We start from the raw sequence: 20,689 nt of genomic DNA, 5'->3' as shown, positions 1-20,689 counted from the left end.
CGATCCAGCACCTGGCGGGCATGAAGGACTCCAAGGTCATCGTTGCGATCAACAAGGACGAAGAAGCGCCGATCTTCCAGGTCGCCGATTTCGGCCTGGTCGCCGACCTGTTCGACGCCGTTCCGGAACTCACCGGGAAAGTCGGCTGATTACCGGACAAGATTTTTCCACGAAAATCTCAATAGGCCCGCCACCAAGCGGGCCTTTTTCAATTCAACCCCCTCAAAGCCGCCTCAAGCTTCAAAGCAATCTCTCTATGCGCAGAGGGGCCTAAACGTCCACCGTAACGGCGATGTAGGATTTGCGCACCTCGTCCGTGCGGATATCCCACACGACCGGCGTGCCCTTTTCGATGATCCAGCTGTCGCCCGGACCGTAGACTACGGTTTCACCGGTTGCCTCATTGGTCAGGGCCACTTCACCATCCAGCAAAGTGGCGTGTTCGTGGAACCCGTAAGTGACCCGGTACTTACCGCGCGTGACGCTGTATTGGCCACCGAACACAGGAGCATCCGGGCTGCCGATATCGAAACTGCCGGCGCATTTGATATCACCTTCAATGGTTTCTGACCCGATGGATTCGGGGCTGCCCCATAAATCGAGCGCATCTCGTTTCATGTTCTGAAGATAGGGGGTCATCGACATTGTTGCGTCCTTAGGCTTTCAGGTCGTTCAGAATTCGGTCCATCAATGCGTCGCACTCAGCCAATTGCTGAAGCGACAGATATTCGTCGGGCTTGTGTCCCTGCCGCTCCATCGAGCCGGGACCGCACACGACGGTCGGCACGCCAAGCCCGACGAAAAACCCGGCCTCGGTCCCGTAAGCGACTTTGGTGGTGACGTCGCAATGTGCCAGTTTCCGGGCATAGGCGATCACGGGGTTGTCGTCTTTGATATCAAGCCCGGGATAGGCGTTATATTGTTCAACTTCGATCCGCGCACCGCCCCATACTGCCTGGTATGGTCTGGCAGCGCGGGCCGCCGCCTGTTGAATACGCTCCAGTATATCCTCTGCGTGATCAGCGGCCAGGTGGCGATATTCAAAGGTCAGCTCGGCCCGATCGGGAACAATGTTCAAGGCCATTCCCCCCGAGAGCTTGCCAACATGAACCGTCGTATAGGGGATGGCATAAGCCACGTCGCGCACGCCGTTAAAGGCGAAATCATCCTGAATCGCACGCAGTTCGATCAGGAAATCAGATGCAAGATGCAACGCGTTCACAAACCGGGGCGCCAGCGCGGAATGGCCGTTTTGCCCATGGCATATGGCGCGCAATGCCGCCTTGCCCTTATGACCAACAGCCACTTGCATTTCCGTCGGCTCCCCAACGAAACAGGCGCGCGGTCGGCCGATCATTGGCTTGAGCTGGTCCAACATATGCTGAATGCCAACGCAGCCCACTTCTTCGTCATAAGACAGTGCGATTTTCAAAGGTTCACCCAGTTCGACCTGGCTCGCGCGGTCCGCCAGCGCCAGTATCGACGCGACATAGCCCTTCATATCGGTGGTGCCTCGCCCGTAAACCTTGTCACCCTCGCGGGTCAGACGGAACGGATCACGAGTCCAAGGCTGGCCCTCGACCGGCACGACATCGGTATGGGCGGACAACAACACGCCCGGACCCACCGGGCCGGTTTCCGCGTAAATTCCCGCCTTGGTGCCGGTTGGGTCATCAATGCGGCGCACGGAAAATCCACGCGCCGCGAGGTAATCAGTGACATAATCGATCAGTTCGAGATTAGACTTGGCGCTGACCGTGTCAAACCCGATAAGCCGATCAAGTATATCCAGGGTCTGCGTCATATCAGTCGACAGCCAGTTCCGTGATTTCACGGCGGAACGGCAAATCATCCCCGATATCCGGCGTATCCAGTTCACGCGCATAGCGGTGACCTGCATAAGTCGCCCAGGCGATAGGGCCTGGCGCATTGGCATCACCGATCAGTTTGACGGTCTTGATCCCCGCATCGGCCCAGTCGACTTCGCGGGCCATCAGGTCTTCAAAAATCTGGTCGTTGCCCACGCGTGAGGCGACCACGACCACGGCATCCGCCTCGATCCGCCAGGTGCGGTCGGTATAGGTGCAACTCGACACAACGTGATCAGGGTGGATTTCCGCGATGCCCTGGTTCAGTACAATGTCGACACCGGCCTCGACCAAACGCGGATGGATCGCGATCTGTTCTAGCGTGTTGTTGGTCCAGTCGCTGACATAGGCTGATGGTGTCACCAGCGTAACCTGTGCCCCGTTCTTGGCCAGCAATTCGGCCAGAACGCCACCCATGTAATAGTGGTCGTCATCGTAAACCACGACACGGCCTTCGGGAATGGTTCCGTCCATCAGATCGTCAGGGGTATAGATTTTGGCCCCTTCGGCGATCGGCATCGGCACAACATGCTGACGCGCGACACCATCGCGACGCCATTTGGAGCCGGTGGCCAAACAGATGTTCTGAAAACCAAACTCCAGAATGCTTTCGGCATCCAGTTCACTTTCGAAATAGGTTTCGACATTTGGCTTCTGGCTGATCTGGTATTCCCGATATTCCAGAACGCGGCCCCAGGCGCTGAGGCCCGGCAGTTTGCGCTCTTTCGCGACGCGACCGCCCAGAACGGTGGTGGCTTCGGCAATCGCCACGTCGTAACCGCGTTCGGCAAGTGCGCGCGCCGCTTCCAGACCGGCAGGGCCAGAGCCCACGACCAGTACGTTTTCACTGTCGCCTTTCTGGTTCATCCGTTCAGGGTGCCAGCCCTTGCGCCATTCTTCCATGAACGTGGGGTTCTGGGTGCATCGGCTGATCGACATGGTCATGTCGCCGGTGATGCAGATGTTGCAACCAATACATTCGCGGATATCGTCGATCCGGCCTTCCTCGATCTTTTTCGGCAGGAACGGGTCGGCGATAGAGGGGCGGGCGCAGCCGATCATTGTCAGAACGCCGGATTTGATCTGCTTGACCATCGCATCGGCCGAGGTAAAGCGGCCCACGCCTACAATCGGCTTGTCGGTCAGTTCCTGAATGCCGCGCACCAGGTTTTCCTGTGCCGATTCATCCTTGAACCGCGACGGGCCCGAGCAATCTTCCCAAGTGCCTTGCGCCAGATCCCAAAGATCCGGCAGGTCTTTGTTCATCTCGATATAGTCGCGCACCTCGGCATTTGAGAAACCAAGTTCGCCAATGGTCTCGTCTAGACTGACGCGCAGGGCGATACCCATCGTGTCTCCCACAGCATCCTTGATATCTGCGATCACTTCTTGGCTGAACCGGGCGCGGTTTTCCAGGCTGCCACCATATTCATCCGAACGCTGGTTGGTGGCGCGGCTAAGGAAGTGCTGGAAGATGCCAAAGCCATGGGCGCCATAAAGGTTGATGAGGTCAAAGCCGGCCTCTTTTGAGCGCTTCGCCGCATTCACGAACCAGCGGCGCAGGTCGCGGATATCGGATTTCGACAGAGCGCGCGCCTGAACCGGGTCGTTGGTGAAGGTGCGGATCGGCAGTGCTGAAGGGGCCAGTGGCACTTCTTTGGTGTAAAGGTTCGGACCATTGATGCCGGAATAGGCCAACTGGATACCGGCGAGCGCGCCATGCGTCTTCATCTTTTCGGACATCTTGCGCAGTTGCGGGATGTCCTTGTCTTCCCACAGGCGCAGTTCGATGAATGGGGTGATTTCCGATGTGTGGTGCATCTCGCACTGCTCGGTGAAGATAACGCCCCAGCCGCCTTCGGCCTTGATTCCGCGCATCTCAGCCGCGGCTGACGGGTCACGATACCCGCCACCGTTGCAGTGCGGCACCTGATAAAATCGGTTCTTTGCCGTTAGTGGTCCGATTTGTACCGGCTCGAACAAGATATCGTAACGTGGGTCGCGCAATGCCGCCTCCTTCGTTTCAGAGTCGACGTTTAGGATACAGGTAAATGTGCGACCCTAAAGTTGGGCTTGCGAAATCAACGATTAGTTTTCCACTAACGCAATCGCGCTCGTTTCCTCTTCGTCTCTATTCCCGGCAAGGCGTTTTCCTTCACCAGATCGGAGCAATAGTTGATGAAAGACTTGACTGAAATCGTGTTTTCCGCGTCCGTCGCCATCAGCAACCCAAGGCGCATTGGCCGCTCATCACCAAGCAATGGGATTGTCCGAAGCGGCTTTCCATCGGGCGACAGGTCGTTCAATGGTTTGATATTGGCCAGCCCAAATCCGTACCCGTTTGCAACCAGACTCCGCATGACCGCCATATCTTTGGTTTTCTCAGCGATGTATGGTTTTTTGCCGAGCTTCTGAAAAAACGAAAGGAAATACTCGGAACTGAAGGGCAGATCCAGCAGCACCATAGGATGATCGGCCAACATCTCTACCGAAACAAACGGATGTTTGGCGAGTGGGTGGCCTTCACAAACTAATGCGTAGGGTGGCAACTCGGTCAGGGAGATAAAGCGAAGATCAGCCGGAATATCAAGGTTGTAGGTTAGCGCGATATCGATCTCGGCCCGGCGAATGTTACTGAAGATATCCGCCTGATTAAGTTCGAACTGACGAACGCGCACCTCAGGAAACGCGTCCTCGAACTTGCGCCGGATGCTTGGCAGGATCAACTGGGCGAATGTCGAAAGGCACCCGACATTCAATGGCCCTCGCGCAACACCCACTATGCTGCCTGCCAAATCCATCAGGCCTTCGGCTTCGCGCAGCACAACATGCGCCTGATCCAGCATCGCCCGTCCAGCCTGAGTCAGGGAAAGCCCCTGTGCGTGCTGACGCACAAACAGAGGCAGCCCGAATTCCTTCTCTAACTGAGAAATCGCCGCAGAAATTGACGGCGACGACACGTTAACCTTTTCAGAGGCAACGGCAATCGAGCCTGCCTCGCCGACCGCCACGAAATATTCAAGCTGACGTAACGTGTATCTGATCGGCAAAGGCAGGTCCCTTTGATGGTGGATCAAGCCTTGTACTTGATCCACGTTGTTTTCAAAGCAGTATACTTATCAAGTGAATGCAACGACAAGTCCCGGCCAAAACCTGACTGTTTCATGCCGCCGAACGGGGTCTGCGCAGACAGAGCATCGACGGTGTTCACCGACACCGTACCCACCATCAACTTGTCAGATACCCGGCATGCACGGCTGAGGTTGTCCGTCCATATGGAGGCCGCCAAACCATAGATCGAGTCATTGGCCATTGCCACCGCTTCGTCTTCCGATTCAAACGGGATAACTGACAGAACCGGGCCAAAAATCTCGTCCCGGGCCAGAGGATTGTCGTGCGAAACATCGTCAAAGATCGTCGGCTGGATAAAGTTGCCTTTGCCCGCGACTGTCACTTGCGCACCACCTGCAGCCAGATTGGCGGTTTTCTTGCCTTCCTCTACAAACCGCATGATGCCCTGCATTTGTTTTCTGTCCACGATTGCGCCCATTTTCGACGCCGGGTCCAGCGGGTCGCCGGGTTGCATGTTGTTGGCACGCGCGATCAGCTTCTCGACAAATACGTCCTTGATCGAGCGTTCAACATAAAGGCGCGAGTTGGCCGAACACACTTCGCCCTGGTTGAAGAAGATGCCGAAAGCCGCCATGTCGGCTGCCGTATCCAGATCCTCGCAGTCCGCGAAAACCAGGTTGGGGCTCTTGCCACCGGTTTCTGGCCAGACCTGTTTCAGGTTCGACTGGCCGGAATACTGCATGAACATCTTGCCGATCGTGGTCGAGCCCGTGAAGGCAAGGCAATCGACATCCATATGAAGCCCCAACGCACGGCCAGCCGTGGCGCCATAACCGGGCACCACGTTGAAGACCCCGTCGGGTACACCGGCTTCGGCTGCCAGTTCGGCAAGGCGCAGCGCCGACAGGGGCGATTGTTCGGCGGGTTTCAACACAACCGAGTTGCCCGCGGCCAGCGCCGCGGCACCCTTCCACGTCGCCATGTCCAGCGGGAAGTTCCATGGCGTCACCGCGCCGACAACACCCAAAGGCACACGAGAGACCAGCGCCAGGTCGCCGGGTGCTGTGGGCGCTACTTCGTCATAGATCTTGTCGATGGCTTCGGCATACCACTGGAAAAAATGCGCCGATCCCGGTGCATCCACGGTCACAGCATCAGTGACCAGCTTACCCATATCTAGACTGTCCAGCAGCGCCATCTCTTCCAGATTGGCGCGGATCAGGTTGGCCAGCCTCAGTAGAACCTCTTTGCGGTCACTAGGGGCCATACGCGACCAGCGCCCGTCTTCGAATGCGGCGCGACCGGCTTCAACGGCGCGATTGATGTCAGCCGCGTCCCCTTCGGCAACCTGCGCCAGAACTTCGTCGGTTGCCGGATTGAAGCAATCAAATGTCTTACCCGACGCGGCGTCGACGAATTTGCCGTCGATAAAGGCCTGCCCCTTGATTTTCAGGTTTGCGGCACGGGTTTTCCAGTCTTCGTGTGAATGGTCCAGCATTCGGATTCTCCCTGATTATTCGTCGCCCGGCACGCCGTATGAAGGTGCTTCGCGCGGATCAAGCGCGCGCTGGATATAGGCGTCAAGTTGCGGTTTGTAGATGTCCCAGGCTGTGGCGATGTTTTCGATCGGGCAGTCTTCGGTCCAGTCGCAACGCAGATCCGCCACCGGCCAGCTGACCTTGTCCACGATCTTCATGCCTGCTGAATGCACCGGACCAGCCTCGCCACCTGCGGCAAGGGCCGCGCGCATCGCCGCGATCAGGCGGTCGCCGATATGACCCGAAGCAGCAAGATACCCGTCAACGATCGCCTGTGGCACAGTGTCATTGGCGAGAAGATTGCCGCCAGACGCAACGTTCTCACCTTGTGCCTGTGTCCAGATACCCAAAGAGTTGGGGCCGGAATGGATTGCGGTCGTGCCGTTCCCGTCCACGGCCAGTACTTGCCTGTATTCGATGAACTTTCCGCGCTTCACGACCTCGGCCACCGCATCGGAGGCCGACAGGCCCTGCTCCATCAAATCCAGCGTGAGGGGGCCAAGGCTGGGATCTGTGACATTCTGTGAAGCGACAGCACCAACACCTGCGCGCGCGAACGAGCAACGGGCTGCGACGGCCGGTGAAGACGACGAAATCGCCAGCCCGAACATTCCGGTTTCGGGACAGCGAGCAACCAGAGAAAAAGTCATAGACGACTCCTGTGAAGAAATTCGAGATCGGGCCGCTCTGAACCAGGGGAGAAAGGAGCCAGAGCGGCCCGGTCATCCCGAATTAATCGGGAATAACTGCGGTTCCGTCAATTTCGACGAGCCAGTCGGGGCGTGCCAGAGCTTGCACGACAAGGCCGGTCGAGCAGGGATGCACACCTTTGATATACTCGCCCATGGTGCGGTAAACCGCCTCGCGATGGCGGACATCGGTGATGTAGACGACAACTTTCACCAGATGTTCCATCGAACCGCCGGCTTCTTCGATCAGCTGCTTGATATTTTGCATGACCTTATGGGTCTGTTCGGCCGGGTCATGGCTGTCGATATTGACGGCGTCATCCAGGTTTTGCGGACACTGACCGCGCAGATAGACGGTTTTGCCACCCTGGGTGACGACAGCTTGACACAGGTCGTTGTCCAGATTTTGTTCGGGATACGTGTCCGAGGTGTTGAATTTACGAATGCGTGTGTGCGCCATTTCGGTGTCCTGCTTTTGTTGGTTTATTCTGCGGCTGAAGAGATGATGGCAGCTTCGCCCTGATATTTGGCGTAAGAGCATTGAATCGCGATCTGGTCGGCCACGTATTTGGCGTCATGCCAAACACCCCAGAGAAAAGACGAACCTCGACGCGATTGCCAGGGCAGACCCAGGAAATAGACGTCGGGTGCTTTGGAAACCCCACGCTGGTGAATCGGCGCACCACGCTCGTCAAAGGCGTCTTCCTTGAGCCAGTTGAAATCCTGACGGAAACCGGTCGCCCAGATGATCGTTTTCACGCCTTCTTCGGCCAGGTTGATACTTGTCAGCGGGTTCGCAAGGCTGTCCGGATCAGGATGTGCGGCGCGAGCTTCGGGCTCTTCCGGCAGGTCAATACCGGTGCGCTCGACGTAAGCGTCGGCCATGTCCAGAACTTCCATGTAGTTTGCGTCGCCCTTGGCCACGTTTTCCTGCAGGTCACCCTTGAAGCTGAGTATACCATCGGCATAGCTTTCAGTTAGGCCAGTCAGGGTCACGCCTTCGTTGCCCAGACGGCGGAAATCCATGGTGCGGCCACCATAGGCCCCACTGACCGAGATGGTTACATGCTCGGTTCCCGGGGCGGGTGAGGGCATGTCCCACAGTCCCAGAACGCCCAGCCACCAAACGAAGTCACGGCCTCGGTAGCGGCGCGGCGGACGATCATGCGGGCCAACCGACAGGAAGACCTTGCGGCCAGCGCGGTTCAGCTCATCGGCGATCTGCGCGCCCGAGGACCCTGCGCCCACGACCATGACAGCACCATCGGCCAGCTGTTCAGGGTTCTTGTAGTAGAAAGAGTGGATCTGTTCGATGCCTTCGGAGCTCGGTAAGATCGGCGGAAAAACCGGATGCTGGAACGCGCCGGTGGCGGCAACGATGCGGTTACATTCGATCTCACCGGCGGTGGTTTTCACCAGAAAACCGCCTTTGCCCGGCTGACGGGTCGCTTCCAGCACCTCGACGCCTTCACGGATCGGCGCCTTGATCATGGCCGCATAGTCGATCAGGTACTGTGCAAAGCGGTCCTTGGTGACAAATTCATCGGGATCGTTACCTTCGAACAGCATGTTCGGGAAACGATCGTGCCAGGCGGGGCCATTGGCCACCAGCGCATCCCAGCGACCGGTGCGCCACGCTTCGGCAGTGCGGTTCTTCTCCAGCACAATATGCGGGACGTTATTGTTGCTCAGATGCTCACTCGCCGCGATACCGGCCTGTCCCCCGCCAACAACCAGCGTATCCGTCTTGTCAATTGTCATTTCGAGATCCTTTTTTTGGCACTTCGTGGCTCGCCACCCAAATGGGAGGAGCCTTTCCCAAATCTTAGAAATCGATTGGGCTTTTGAGAAATATGATCTCGTTAAGCATTGCTTGGGCTATGGCTAACACCAGAATTTTCCCGAAACGCAGTCTGGTCTTATCAGAAGGAACTTGGTTGAGGCGGGCAGGGCGGTTGCATAGCTTTTGCCCATGACCAAATCGGCCTCTTTCAAATACTTTAAAACCAGTCCCGAGATCATCCGCCTTGCGGTGATGCTGTACATCCGTTTCCCGCTCTCGCTTCGGAATGTGGAAGATCTGCTTTACAGTGCGACGCTCCTTGCGTGATTTACGCGTTTGCACCAGCAGCCAAGCCGACAAACGATCCGCATAGGGATCCAGCTTGCTCGGTCGTGCAGGCGTCTTGAATTTCGGCTCTACTGCGCCCTCACGCAGATACTTTTTGATGGTATTGCGAGACAGCCCAGTGCGCCGTGAAATCTCGCGAGTTGGCATTTTGTCACGCAATGCCCAACGTCGTATGACACTCAAAAATCCCATGTCGATCACTCCAAATCTCCCCAAACGAAACCGTCGGGGTAAGTTGTTCACATGGGTCAATTCTCAGTGAAAATTTTGGGGCCTACCGGGTCACTTCTCAGCGGAAATCAACATCAGCCACCAGCCAGACAACTATGATGGCGTTGAGCACTTTGGAAGGTTTCGGCAGTTTTCTGATCAGCCAGGAATCAAGTGGGACGATGCAAGGGCGGTTTCTACTGCCCGCGGGTACTTAGTGGAGTTCGACGGTCCACCTAGTAGTGATTGAGTTTCTCGCGGGCTATTGACCGATCCCTTGATATTCGCGCTTCGCCAACCAGCGTTTTATAAACGCTTTGCGAAAGCCTATCACGAGCCCCAATCGAACTTTCGGCGGCCCGCCTTATCCGTCCTTCTTTATCCCTCAATATCGCCCATAGATGCAGTCCGAATGGATTCCGATTTGAATTCCGTAGTAGGGCTTTCGATCTACTCGACGCAGGGCCTTGTCCAAGGCACGCACTTCGTTAGACGCGCCCGAACTCGGAAAATGACTGAGATAAAGTGGAACCCACGCCAAGTGAGTGCCCCAACCAGTCGCTCGAAAAATGCTACGTGCCTGCGTGTCTGCGCCAGTCGTTGTTTCCAGCTTACCAGAACCAATCTGAGTGACTCGTACAGCGTGATATGCAATTGCCTGATGCAGGGACGTTTTGCCCCAATTTTTGGAAAAGATATCAATCCCATTTCTATACAAAACGGTGCCTGCGTGGACAATTTGGTGCATGACCTCGTTGTTAACTCTGATTTTGGTGTCAAAGTCAGGCCCAGATCGCAGCTTTCTCAAAACGGATTTCACTTGGTTGTAGCCTTTTGAGAACTGGTTTTTGTCACCAATCGCCGCGCCCCAGACAAGCCTTGCAGTTCCGATTGCCGCCTTATGATCAGGGCTGTTGGCCCGCTGTGTGGAATTTTTTATGAGTTTTTGGACCCACGCGTTTATCTCACTTATTTCTTGAGGTGAGATTGCACCCGCTACGCGCAATTGGGCTACTGCGTAAGCCGTCGATTCTACGACAATGGCACTGACAAACGACGGACTCGAACCGCCAGAACCCTCGAAGTCCATTTTGGTGAATGCCCCACTCCTCGCGGCGTTCAACAACCTCTCCCGCATGGCCTGGCTTCCGCCGCGACCAGCGGCAATGGTGTTCATTCCACGCGCGTTTCTATCAATGTATTCAATCGCGCTGCCTTTTGGATGTGGCCATTTGCGACCTTGAATAACCTTGCTGTGCTGCTCGGGTCCGACAATCCCGATGTGGCCAATACATTTATTGCGGCTTACAAAAGATCCTGTCCACAACTGTTGAGCGTTAACTGCGGTCCAAAGCATCGATCCGAAAATCACGAAGGTCATCCGCATCAAGAATTTGCTATTCAATATCATCGCATACCACTTTCCCCAGAGCTTCCCTACACCTCTCAAATTCTGCGGCCACTCCAAAAGGCATTGCCAACTTGTTTGCGTGTGATTGAGAAGGGTGAGGCCAGTTCCTGTCAGACGTTCATTTCGGCAACATAACCGTCCCAGAGGCCGAAAGCATCGGTTCTGGCGTGACGGTATGAGACGATGGAGAGTTGATAGCGGCGGGGTCGAAAGACGGTGTTGATCTGGTCGTGAGCGGCAAGAAACCTTTGCGCTTGCTTTGGCGACTTGAAGCGTCCCATGAGCTTTTCACGCTTTCGAGTGGGTCTGTGTGATCCTTCGATCCGATTGTTCAACCCTTTGTGTGCTCGGTGATCCGCACCCGACGCAAACTCGCGGATTGGCTTGAAATAGCTTCGCAACTTATCCGTGATCACTACACGGGGTTCGCCGAATTGCGAAATCACCCTCTTCAGGAAGCGCCGGGCTGCCTTAGCACTCCGCCGTGGTTGGACGAGGATATCAAGAGTATCTCCATTCGCATCCACGGCTCGCCAGAGCCAGCATTTCCGACCGTTGATCGGTAGACCACTTCGTCCAAATGCCATCTGTCGGCCGCGGCTGGCCGGTCTCGCCTGATGCAATTCGCGAAATGGCCGCCAAAGCGTTTGACCCATTGCCGGATCGATTCCCGGCTGACCGTCACACCGCGTTCCGCGAGCAGATCTTCAACGTCAGCGGCGCTGAGCGCAAAGCGATGGTAGACCCAGACGGCATAGGCGATGACCTCGCGCGGAAAACGAAAACCCTTCAGGCGAGGCATCTTGGACGGCATCTTCATGCGTGAGGCCTAGCCAGTTCAGAACGCGCAAACAAGTTGGCAATGCCCCGTCGCCAGAAAGCTCGTCACAATCGTGAACGCTCTCGTCAAATCTAGACAAAAATGGTCCCCTCAGACCGCCTGAGAAATACAGTTGCTAGCTAAGTAGCTGAACCTAAATTCCTGTAGGCAACTGAACGCTCAATTCTTCTTCGAAGGCTTGCGGAAAGGTCTTGCTTCTCCCCCCTTGCCGTTTCTGCTTTTTGAACGCGTCGCGTTTGGGTCTTTGTTGTTGGTCTTGTGGAGTGCTTTTCGTGCTCTCGGAGATTTAGATGAGTCAGACGCGTTCTTGTCTCGTTTTTGCCGCTTCTTATCCTTCGCGGCGGGCTGTGGTTTTGCCATTTCCCGCTCGCTTTTCGGCTGCGCCTGCGGAGCTTTGTCCTGCTTTGACTTATTTTCGCTTGCTCGTTTGTTCGATGTGTTTGCAGCGGATTTTCCTCTGCCCTTTGGGTGCTCGAATGCATTTCGCGCATCTTGGTCGGAAAGCTCGGAGCCGTACACAGCTTTCGGCGCCCTGCCTGAGCGAGGTCCTCGTTTTTTGGCTGCGCCATCTGAGGAGTAAGGTGCCGCGGGCGGTCCTTTAGGAGAGGCATCGAAATCTGGTGTGCCCGCCAGCTCAGTCAGCGTCGCACCTTGTTCTATTGATAGCTCGGCCCCCAATTCTTGTTTCATTGCGGGCACTGCATCATTGGCAATCTCGACAAAGGTCTCTTGGTATTGAACGCGGATTGCGCCGATGGCGTCTTTGGACAAACCCGTATTGCGGCACAGCATTGGCAACAACCAACGCGGCTCAGCACGCTGCTTGCGCCCCAAAGAGAGTGAGAACCAAGTGCTTGGCCCAAACGCCGCGCGCTTATCAGTGTTGCGTTTTTCAGACTCCGGCGTCGCGCTTAGTATCTCAGGTGCTGAGTGGCGCTCTCGGTAGAGGCGTAAATAGGCTGCAGCGATTTGCTCTGGAGTTCTTCCGCTTAGCAGCCGTTCTGCAAAGGCCGTTTCCTCGGCACTAGGCGGCTCATCCAGGGCGGGATTGGAAATGATGCGTTCCTCCTCCCGTGCGAGCACCTCGTCCGCAGAGGGCGGGGCGCCCCATTCGGCCTCCAACTCGGCTGTCTTCAGCAATCGTTGCGCCTTTGAGCGTTGTCGACCTGGTACGATCAAGATTGACGTTCCCTTGCGCCCGGCGCGGCCTGTCCGTCCAGAGCGATGCAGCAAAGTTTCCGCATTTGAAGGGAGATCTGCATGGATCACCAACTCCAACCCTGGAAGATCGATGCCGCGCGCGGCCACGTCCGTTGCAACGCAGACCTGCGCACGCCTGTCACGCAGGGCTTGCAGTGCATTGGTTCGCTCTGTCTGGCTGAGTTCCCCTGACAGGGAGACGACAGCAAATCCCCGATTGGAGAATTTTGCGGTCAGACGCGCAACCATGGATCGGGTATTGGCGAACACAATCGCAGTCTCTACGTCGTGATAGCACAGCAAGTTGATGATCGCTTTTTCGATATCTGACGGGGCCACGTTCAAGGCGCTATAGGTAATGTCCGAATGCTGTGCTTCTGCGCTTCCGACCTTGATCCGCTGCACATCTTCTTTCTGGTAGGTCTGGGCGAGCTTGGCAATGCCGCGCGGAACAGTGGCCGAGAACATCAAGGTGCGCCGGCTCTTAGGTGTTTGATCAAGGATGTATTGAAGGTCTTCGGCGAACCCCATGTCCAACATTTCGTCGGCTTCGTCGAGAACGACGGTTCGCAAATCGCTCAGGTCGATCACTCCACGTGTGATATGATCGCGCAGCCGTCCAGGCGTGGCGACCACGACATGTGCACCGCGCTCGAGCGTCCTGCGCTCTGTGCGTGCATCCATACCACCCACTGCCGACGCAGTGACTATCCCAGACTCAGCAAACAGCCAGTCGAACTCTCGCCGAACTTGCAAGGCCAGTTCGCGCGTGGGTGCGATGACCACAGCCAATGGTGCTGCTAGTCGGTCAAATCGACCGTGCTTATCGAGAAGCTCTTCCGCCATTGCCAGCCCGAAGCCCACGGTTTTGCCAGAACCGGTTTGCGCAGAGACAAGTAAGTCTTTTCCAGACAGCGTGGTATCTGACACAGCCTTTTGTACAGGCGTCAAGCCGCTATAGCCTTTTTGGGACAGCGCTACGGCTAGGGTTTTCGGGAGGGCAGAAAAATCTTGCATGGGTCACCAAATGCCGGGAAAGACCTGGCGATAGTGGTATTTGGTTCAGATGTATAGCCTGTAACATGCGCTCGAAAGAGAATGTGTCAATCACAAGAAACAGACTTTCGCACCCGCTCAACCAATGGCCGTTGTGTTTCATACCTTGTGAATTCGGTCGGCAAGAGTGCGTGTTGCAGAGAAGGTCCGGTTTGACGTATGCTGCACCGCAGCGTTGGGCGGCACCGGCGAGGTCAGCTCTGGGCCGTCCTTGAACGTGAATGTCACGGTATTGCTCAGGGTTACTCAGTTGCGTCAAGATCCTCGTCGCTTCAGCCAAGTCCACGAGCGTAGGAGAAGTTTATTTTATTCGCGCAAAGCGTGAGTCTCGTCAGCTGAAAACAGCCCCGCAAGTACCGCCTCCCTTCCAGCCAACGCGCCCTCGCACGCGGTTGCAATAACGAGTTTTCTGGCCGACGTTTGAGGAAGATGGATGCTTTTGACGTCGGCAGACCGATACCGCATAACATCGGGGGCAGGCAGAAGCGTAAAACCCAGACCCGCCGAGACACATTCCATGATCGCTTCAAGATTATCGAGTACAATCGTCTCGGAACCCTTTGGCCTTTCGTGCTTCAGCATCTCGCCAGCAATGAGCTTTCCGATCCCGGTGTCAGGCATAAAGTGAAAGAAGGGCCGCGCACTCAATAAACCTGCGAGCCCGTCTTTCAGCAATCTCTCATGGGCCGCAAAGACAAAGGGCTCCTCTCGAAGCACCAATTCCGTAAGCGCGTCGGGAACACCTTCGGCATCCGTGACAAGTGCGGCATCAAGCTGTCCGCTCACGACCTTCTCTTGTAGAGCTTTGGACAGACCAGTTTCAAACGAGAAGGTCGCTTGCGGTGCGTGATGTTTTGCGTTGTTCAAGAAGCCCGGCAGCAAGCGAACGGCAGCTGTTGTGACAAATCCAATTCGAAAATGTCCGACCAGCTTATCCGTCGGGCGGCAAATTTCAAGAAGGCTATCTTCGTGTTGCAGAAGCGGGATCGCTGCCTCGACGATGGTCCGGCCGATTGGCGTAAGTCGCGGAGGTCGCACGGAGCGGTCAAAGAGGTCAACGTCAAGCTCTGTCTCGAGCGCCTTCATCTGCATGGAAAGTGCGGACAGCGTCATGTTCAGTTGTTGGGCTGCCTTCGCAAAGGAGCCGACTTTGGAGACTCGCATGAGGGTTCTGAGAGAGCGTGTTTGCATAACTTAAGACATCTTGAATTTGATATTAAAACTTATTCGTTTGTGTTGTATTTATGCAAGCGTATTCTGGTAAAATACGGAAACGAGAGGCCCGCCATGACACATCCGCTTGTGAACGTTGCAAGAGAACTGGCCCCAGGATTTGAGAAACGCGCTGCGGAGTGGGACAAGTCGCGCGCCTATTGCTGGCCGAACATTGGTGAGCTGGCCGATGCCGGCATCATGGGCATGACCATTCCAAAGAAGTATGGCGGGCAGGGCGCGAGTTTTCTGGATGTGGCCTTGGTGGTGGAAGAGATCGCGAAAGCCTGCACCCTGACGGCCCGCATCGTTGTCGAAGGCAACATGGGCGGCATCAGCGCGGTCATGGGGTACGGCAATGACGATCAAAAGGCTTTTTGTGCTCAATATGTGTTGGCAGGAGACAAGCCCGCGATCTGCATCACGGAACCTCACGCAGGAAGTGCCGCGACTGACATGCAAACCACCGCCCGGAAACAAGGCAACACATACATCCTCAACGGGACCAAGCACTGGATCACAGGTGGTGGGGTTTCGAAGCTCCACTTGGTATTTGCGCGCGTGCTTGATGAGGCAGGCGTCGAACAGGGGATTGGCGGTTTCATTTTGTTTGCCGATCCGATCTCGGGCAATATGCCAAAGGGGTTCACAGTGGTGGGCCGCGAATACACGATGGGCCTTTGCGGTATGCCCGAAGCAGAATTGCGGTTCGAGAATGTCGTGATCGACAAGAAATGGCTGGTCAAACCACCTTCGGGTCTCAAGCGTGGTTTCGCCGACCTGATGAACGCCTACAATTCGCAACGCGTTGGTGCCGGCACCATTGCCATGGGTGTCGCGGCAGGGGCGCTCGAACACGCCAAACGCTATCTCCTCCAACGCGAACAGTTCGGGCGCCCGCTCGCTGAATTCCAGGGGCTTCAATGGATGCTCGCCGATATGGACACGCAAGTTCATGCAGCCCGGCTGCTTCTCCATGAAGCAGCGCGTTCGCGTGGTCCAAACGGCAGTCAGTATCCAGACATGACGATGGCCGCCCGCGCCAAGCTCTTTGCGTCCGAGATGGCCATAAAGGTGGTCAATGACGCGCTGCAGATGTTCGGCGCACGTGGCTACAGCGCTCGCGAACCTCTGGAACGGATGTATCGCGATGTTCGCATGTTCACCATCGGTGGCGGGACCGCACAGATCCTTCGAACCCAAGTCGCCGGGAACATTCTTGGCATCAAAGCACCACAGACGCGGGACGGATATACGCGCCTTGCCGACATGGCGCGTTACGCGGCTGAATAGGAGACCCCATGAAAACTGACAAAGACCTGCGGGCCGCCGACCTTCTCGCGCGGCGGTGTTGTCACATCTGCTTCGCTTCCAACGCGACGATCGCCCAACGAACTCATGTCAGCGTGCAGACAGTTGAGCGTCATATCTCGACGCTGGTTGAGCTTGGACTTATCCGCCGCGTAATGAGCGCAAACGGCAAGCGATGGGCGCGCCGGGATCGACAGGGCAGGGTGGTCACCGCAACTGGGCTCTCTTTGATGCCTTTGTCTGAACGGCACGCTGAGTTCATCCAGGAAGCCCAGAGGCATGCTGATCGAGTTCTGGAGTTCACTGTACTCCGCGACAAGGTTTCGGCCGCTCTGGCACGCCTCAGGGAACTCCTAGCAGACGACACCAAAATCTCGGGTTTGATGACCACCGTACGCAGTGCTCTGCGTCGCAAACCAGATGCAAATGTACTCAGCGAGCTGCTGGCAAAAATCTCTGTGGAAATCTCTGAGATAGCACAGGCAGATACAGAAAATTTGAGGGACAGTGACAGTGAATTTGAGGGGCACAAAGAGGACTCTTTGAATCCTGAAGTTAAGAAGGAAAAACTTTCTCAGATTCAAGTTTCCCCAGATCAAATGGAGCGCAGTTTTTCCAGGCTGTGCTCGGAACTACGCTTTGCAAAAGATCAGGCGCATTGTGATCGAATTATGGACTCCATTGCAGACCAACTACAACTTGGCGAGACTTGGTATGCTATGAAGACCACTCATGGCCCAGCCTTACGCTTCATGATACTAGGATACATTACCCAACGGGCAGAAACGATACGGTCCCACAAGGCATATCTAATTTCACTGACAACCAAAATTGATAGGGGTGAGATGGCACCCACAGCTATGTTGGTCGGCAAAACGAGCAATCCATGATGAGGCACAAAAAGGCACGGGTAATGGGCTACACACTGTTGAATTACTAGTTGGGGCTAGGGAGGCAGACGATGGATGATTACACCGACTCGAAAGCTGAAAAGGGAAACTACTCTCGAAGTTTATCCTTGTAAATCTTCCGTTGAATGGAATAAATGCAGGGTATGATCGAGCGCAGTGACAAAAAATCAGTTGAAGATTCTCTGGAGAACCAGGCGGGCGTAGTCCTTCTTGGGCCGCGGCAAGTTGGGAAGACAACGCTCGCACAGGATATCGCTGAAAGCCGTGATGCTGTCTATCTTGATATGGAGAGATCTGCCGATCGCCAGGTACTCGAAGAGCCCGACCTTTATCTCGATGAACAGGTTGGCCGCCTAGTGGTGATTGATGAGGTTCAACTTATGCCGGACCTGTTCAAGGCCTTACGTGGTCAAATTGACCGACGCCGAAGGCAAGGGCATCGGACTGGTCAATTCCTTCTGCTCGGGTCGGCCTCGAACACGCTTCTGCACCAAAGCGCAGAATCCCTGGCGGGACGGGTCAGTTACCACGAGCTGACACCTTTCACCTTGTCGGAAGCCGGAGCGGACGCGCTCTCCGCGCTCTGGTTGCGGGGTGGGTTTCCCGACAGCTTCCTGGCGAAGAACGACCGAACCAGCCTGGCGTGGCGCGAGGATTTCATCCGCACCTATCTGGAACGCGATGTTCCAGCTTTCGGGTTGCGCATTCCGGCGGAGACATTGCGTCGGTTCTGGACAATGCTCGCCCATGAGCAAGGCGGGATACTCAACGCGGCAAAACTCGCTGGAAACCTGGGTGTCTCCGGCCAGAGCGTTGCGCGTTATCTTGACTTACTGGTTGACCTGATGCTGGTTCGTCGCCTACCGCCCTGGCATTCCAATGCCGGGAAGCGTCTGGTCAAGTCTCCCAAAGTTTATATACGCGATTCTGGTCTAGCCCATGCGCTTCTTGGGATCGAAACACAGGAAGACCTGCTGGGGCATCCAGTTGTCGGCGGCAGTTGGGAAGGATTCTGTATTGAAAACCTGATTGCTGCGGCACCACGCGGAACAGAAGCAAGCTTCTATCGCTCTTCGGCAGGGGCTGAGGTGGATCTGATGTTGAAATTTCCCCGCGGCGCCCTCTGGGCCATAGAGATCAAGCGGACAACATCGGCGAAGGTAACGCGTGGGTTTCACATCGCGGCAGAAGAACTGGACGTCTCAGAACGTATCCTTGTCTATGCAGACGACAGGGAGGTTCCGGGGCAGGGGGGAGTTAGGGCAATGCCCCTCATAAACGCTATGGAACGGCTGACGTCTGCACAGACGTGAGAGGGGTAGGGCCTACGATAGCGTGTCTGAAAATGAACGTGGCAGACCACTTCTGACAGAGCATTGCGGCAACTGAAATTCATCACGAAGGGCCTATTTCGTTGAAAAACTCCTGCTTGATCGAGACGTCGGTCGCTGATTCAATTCTCTCAACGAGCGGGGGGATCAGCCATGATGGGACCGAGACAGGAAGCGCAGGCGGCATTGTTTTATGAGTTCTCGTTGGATGACCATGTTCCCCAAGATCACCTGCTTCGGTCGATTGACCGCTTTGTTGATCTGAGCAGCATGCGCGCGCATTTGGCAGATTTCTACAGCCACACGGGCCGTCCTTCAGTCGACCCGGAACTGCTGATACGCATGCTGCTGGTGGGGTATTGCTTCGGCATTCGGTCAGAACGCTGATTGTGCGAAGAGGTGCATCTGAACCTGGCATATCGCTGGTTCTGTCGTCTCGATCTGACTGACCGCGTGCCTGACCGTTCGACGTTCTTCAAAAACCGGCATGGCCGGTTCCGTGACAGTGAACTGCTGCGTCATCTGTTCGAGACGACTGTCGCGCGGTGCATCGAAGAGGGTCTGGTCAGCGGCCCGCGCCTGGCAATTGATGCCAGCCTGATCGAGGCGGATGCCAACAAGCAGAACTCGACACCCAAGGAAGAATGGCGCGCCTCTGACATCGACCCGACGATGCACCCCGCGCCGTGCGCAAGTATCTCGACACGTTAGATGAAGCTGCATTCGCTGCCGCCAGCGAGGTGCGTCCGAAGTTCACCTCGCATTCTGACCCGGCCAGCCAGTGGACAACAGCGCGCAAAGGACCAGCGTTCTTTAGCTATTCCGACAACTATCTGATCGACACCGATCACGGGGTCATTGTCGATGTCGAGGCCACACGGTCCATCCGACAAGCTGAGGTCGGATCAACCAAGACTACGCTGGACCGGGTAGAGGACAAGTTCGATCTGCCTCCCGAACGCCTGATCGCGGACACCGCCTATGGCACCGGGCCGCTCTTGGGTTGGCTTGTCGACCGCAACATCGCCCCGCACATTCCGGTCTTCGACAAGTCCGGGCGCAGCGATGGCACCTGGACGCGGGCGGATTTCGAGTGGGATGCCCAGAACGATCAGTACATCTGCCCCGAAGGTCATGCGCTGAAGCAGTTCCGCCGCAACTATTCCGATCCGAACCGGGGCCCAACCGGCAAAGGCACGGCGCGCTGTCGCGCCTTGAAGGAAGTCTGTCAGGCCTGCCCCTCCAAAGCCAAGTGCTGTCCAAACGCTGATGCCCGCAAGATCAGCCGCGAAGAACACGAAGACGCTCGCTAGGTCGCCCGCAACATCGCCAGGACCAAGCAATACGACATCGCGATGAAACTCAGAAAGAAGGTCGAGATGCTTTTCGCTCACCTCAAACGCATTCTTGGTCTTGGCCGACTGCGATTACGCGGCCCATGCGGTGCAAATGACGAATTCCTCCTCGCCGCCACCGCCCAGAACCTCCACAAATTGGCCAAGATCTTTCCCGCACCGCAGCAAACGCGCAAAGCCTGATCGGAAAGGCGCTCGGGCCGTGCTCAAATCATCCCATTCTGCGTCAGCAACACGTTGTTTTTCAACAGAATGGGCGGGAAGTGTGAATTCGCTGCATCTGCGAGACGCTTGTGTGGTTGTGGAGAAAGCGGCCATTCACCGTCGGCACTAACTCTGCTTGTATGCTGCACCACGCATGAAGGTCGGCGGTGCGCAGATAGTGACCTTTGCAAAGTCGGGGCCGCCGGGCTCGATTCCGACCCAATCGATCCAGTACTGACGTTCGTTTAGCGCCCGTCTAGGTGTTGTCACATTAACTTCCGGCCCACCAAGGAATGCTGATGCTCGGATTTCAAGCGGCTCGAGTAGCGGCATTCCAGGCGTCAAATGC

15 protein-coding genes and 5 pseudogenes are annotated in these 20,689 nt (G+C 56.1%); 6 read left to right on the top strand and 14 right to left on the bottom strand.

What is annotated here, in order from left to right; genetic code table 11:
- Positions 1 to 149, top strand: a pseudogene (locus ACR0AO_RS24460) (electron transfer flavoprotein subunit alpha/FixB family protein); the annotation flags it as partial.
- A 121-nt stretch (positions 150 to 270) separates the two neighbouring features.
- Here the strand turns inward: ACR0AO_RS24460 and ACR0AO_RS24455 are convergent.
- The 8 genes from ACR0AO_RS24455 to ACR0AO_RS24420 form a co-directional block, all read right to left on the bottom strand.
- Positions 271 to 645 carry a cupin domain-containing protein gene (locus tag ACR0AO_RS24455; RefSeq protein WP_480609344.1) on the bottom strand — a complete coding sequence of 125 codons (375 nt, stop codon included), beginning with the start codon at positions 643 to 645 and terminating at the stop codon, positions 271 to 273.
- A 10-nt stretch (positions 646 to 655) separates the two neighbouring features.
- Positions 656 to 1,804: an acetylornithine deacetylase gene (gene argE / locus ACR0AO_RS24450; RefSeq protein WP_480609342.1), complete on the bottom strand. Its 1,149-nt coding sequence runs from the start codon at positions 1,802 to 1,804 to the stop codon at positions 656 to 658.
- A 1-nt stretch (position 1,805) separates the two neighbouring features.
- The gene (locus ACR0AO_RS24445; RefSeq protein WP_480609340.1) at positions 1,806 to 3,875 is read right to left on the bottom strand and encodes an oxidoreductase; all 2,070 of its coding nucleotides are present in this window, start codon (positions 3,873 to 3,875) and stop codon (positions 1,806 to 1,808) included.
- Positions 3,876 to 3,967: 92 nt separating this feature from the next.
- Positions 3,968 to 4,918 (bottom strand): LysR substrate-binding domain-containing protein, encoded by a 951-nt coding sequence (locus tag ACR0AO_RS24440; RefSeq protein WP_480609346.1) that lies wholly within the window; start codon positions 4,916 to 4,918, stop codon positions 3,968 to 3,970.
- A 23-nt stretch (positions 4,919 to 4,941) separates the two neighbouring features.
- Complete coding sequence (locus ACR0AO_RS24435) at positions 4,942 to 6,438, bottom strand: aldehyde dehydrogenase (RefSeq protein ID WP_480609338.1); 1,497 nt, start codon at positions 6,436 to 6,438, stop codon at positions 4,942 to 4,944.
- Positions 6,439 to 6,453: 15 nt separating this feature from the next.
- Positions 6,454 to 7,128, bottom strand: a complete 675-nt coding sequence (locus ACR0AO_RS24430; protein WP_480609336.1) for a DUF1028 domain-containing protein — start codon at positions 7,126 to 7,128, stop codon at positions 6,454 to 6,456.
- A gap of 82 nt (positions 7,129 to 7,210) precedes the next feature.
- Positions 7,211 to 7,627: a RidA family protein gene (locus ACR0AO_RS24425; RefSeq protein ID WP_480560829.1), complete on the bottom strand. Its 417-nt coding sequence runs from the start codon at positions 7,625 to 7,627 to the stop codon at positions 7,211 to 7,213.
- A gap of 23 nt (positions 7,628 to 7,650) precedes the next feature.
- Entirely contained in the window at positions 7,651 to 8,928 is a 1,278-nt protein-coding gene (locus ACR0AO_RS24420) for a flavin-containing monooxygenase (protein ID WP_480609335.1), read from the bottom strand.
- A 211-nt stretch (positions 8,929 to 9,139) separates the two neighbouring features.
- Here ACR0AO_RS24420 and ACR0AO_RS24415 point away from each other — a divergent pair.
- Positions 9,140 to 9,253, top strand: a pseudogene (locus ACR0AO_RS24415) (IS6 family transposase); the annotation flags it as partial.
- Here the strand turns inward: ACR0AO_RS24415 and ACR0AO_RS24410 are convergent.
- From ACR0AO_RS24410 to ACR0AO_RS24390, 5 genes and pseudogenes are all read right to left on the bottom strand, one after another.
- Positions 9,245 to 9,490, bottom strand: a pseudogene (locus tag ACR0AO_RS24410) (IS21 family transposase); the annotation flags it as partial. The pseudogenes ACR0AO_RS24415 and ACR0AO_RS24410 sit on opposite strands and share 9 nt — an antisense overlap.
- 403 nt (positions 9,491 to 9,893) lie before the next feature.
- Entirely contained in the window at positions 9,894 to 10,919 is a 1,026-nt protein-coding gene (locus tag ACR0AO_RS24405) for a hypothetical protein (protein ID WP_480609333.1), read from the bottom strand.
- A gap of 110 nt (positions 10,920 to 11,029) precedes the next feature.
- Positions 11,030 to 11,739: pseudogene (locus ACR0AO_RS24400) on the bottom strand (IS6 family transposase).
- A 180-nt stretch (positions 11,740 to 11,919) separates the two neighbouring features.
- Complete coding sequence (locus ACR0AO_RS24395) at positions 11,920 to 13,977, bottom strand: DEAD/DEAH box helicase (protein WP_480609331.1); 2,058 nt, start codon at positions 13,975 to 13,977, stop codon at positions 11,920 to 11,922.
- A gap of 345 nt (positions 13,978 to 14,322) precedes the next feature.
- A complete protein-coding gene (locus ACR0AO_RS24390; protein WP_480609329.1) occupies positions 14,323 to 15,207 on the bottom strand; it encodes a LysR family transcriptional regulator in 885 nt (294 codons plus the stop codon).
- A 96-nt stretch (positions 15,208 to 15,303) separates the two neighbouring features.
- Between ACR0AO_RS24390 and acdA the strand changes: the two genes are divergently transcribed.
- The 4 genes and pseudogenes from acdA to ACR0AO_RS24370 all read left to right on the top strand — a co-directional run bounded on the left by acdA (position 15,304) and on the right by ACR0AO_RS24370 (position 20,319).
- Positions 15,304 to 16,521 (top strand): 3-sulfinopropanoyl-CoA desulfinase, encoded by a 1,218-nt coding sequence (gene acdA, locus ACR0AO_RS24385; RefSeq protein ID WP_480609328.1) that lies wholly within the window; start codon positions 15,304 to 15,306, stop codon positions 16,519 to 16,521.
- Between the two features lie 8 nt (positions 16,522 to 16,529).
- Positions 16,530 to 17,429 carry a helix-turn-helix domain-containing protein gene (locus ACR0AO_RS24380; protein WP_480609326.1) on the top strand — a complete coding sequence of 300 codons (900 nt, stop codon included), beginning with the start codon at positions 16,530 to 16,532 and terminating at the stop codon, positions 17,427 to 17,429.
- Positions 17,430 to 17,584: 155 nt separating this feature from the next.
- Positions 17,585 to 18,763 carry an ATP-binding protein gene (locus ACR0AO_RS24375; RefSeq protein ID WP_480609324.1) on the top strand — a complete coding sequence of 393 codons (1,179 nt, stop codon included), beginning with the start codon at positions 17,585 to 17,587 and terminating at the stop codon, positions 18,761 to 18,763.
- 171 nt (positions 18,764 to 18,934) lie between these two features.
- Positions 18,935 to 20,319, top strand: a pseudogene (locus tag ACR0AO_RS24370) (transposase).
- A gap of 147 nt (positions 20,320 to 20,466) precedes the next feature.
- Here the strand turns inward: ACR0AO_RS24370 and ACR0AO_RS24365 are convergent.
- The coding region (locus tag ACR0AO_RS24365; RefSeq protein ID WP_480609322.1) for a hypothetical protein at positions 20,467 to 20,689 on the bottom strand (223 nt) is incomplete at its 5' end.

This window comes from Ruegeria sp. AF8, from assembly GCF_056541825.1.
The sequence above is the reverse complement of the archived record's forward strand: the minus strand, read 5'-3'. Positions and strand labels throughout refer to the sequence as shown.

Coding starts and splice junctions, on each gene's coding strand:
- ACR0AO_RS24455 (WP_480609344.1), bottom strand. CDS start 645: ATGTCGATGACCCCCTATCTTCAGAACATGAAACGAGATGCGCTCGAT.
- argE (WP_480609342.1), bottom strand. CDS start 1,804: ATGACGCAGACCCTGGATATACTTGATCGGCTTATCGGGTTTGACACG.
- ACR0AO_RS24435 (WP_480609338.1), bottom strand. CDS start 6,438: ATGCTGGACCATTCACACGAAGACTGGAAAACCCGTGCCGCAAACCTG.
- ACR0AO_RS24430 (WP_480609336.1), bottom strand. CDS start 7,128: ATGACTTTTTCTCTGGTTGCTCGCTGTCCCGAAACCGGAATGTTCGGG.
- ACR0AO_RS24425 (WP_480560829.1), bottom strand. CDS start 7,627: ATGGCGCACACACGCATTCGTAAATTCAACACCTCGGACACGTATCCC.
- ACR0AO_RS24420 (WP_480609335.1), bottom strand. CDS start 8,928: ATGACAATTGACAAGACGGATACGCTGGTTGTTGGCGGGGGACAGGCC.
- ACR0AO_RS24405 (WP_480609333.1), bottom strand. CDS start 10,919: ATGATATTGAATAGCAAATTCTTGATGCGGATGACCTTCGTGATTTTC.
- ACR0AO_RS24395 (WP_480609331.1), bottom strand. CDS start 13,977: ATGCAAGATTTTTCTGCCCTCCCGAAAACCCTAGCCGTAGCGCTGTCC.
- ACR0AO_RS24390 (WP_480609329.1), bottom strand. CDS start 15,207: ATGCAAACACGCTCTCTCAGAACCCTCATGCGAGTCTCCAAAGTCGGC.
- acdA (WP_480609328.1), top strand. CDS start 15,304: ATGACACATCCGCTTGTGAACGTTGCAAGAGAACTGGCCCCAGGATTT.
- ACR0AO_RS24380 (WP_480609326.1), top strand. CDS start 16,530: ATGAAAACTGACAAAGACCTGCGGGCCGCCGACCTTCTCGCGCGGCGG.
- ACR0AO_RS24375 (WP_480609324.1), top strand. CDS start 17,585: ATGCAGGGTATGATCGAGCGCAGTGACAAAAAATCAGTTGAAGATTCT.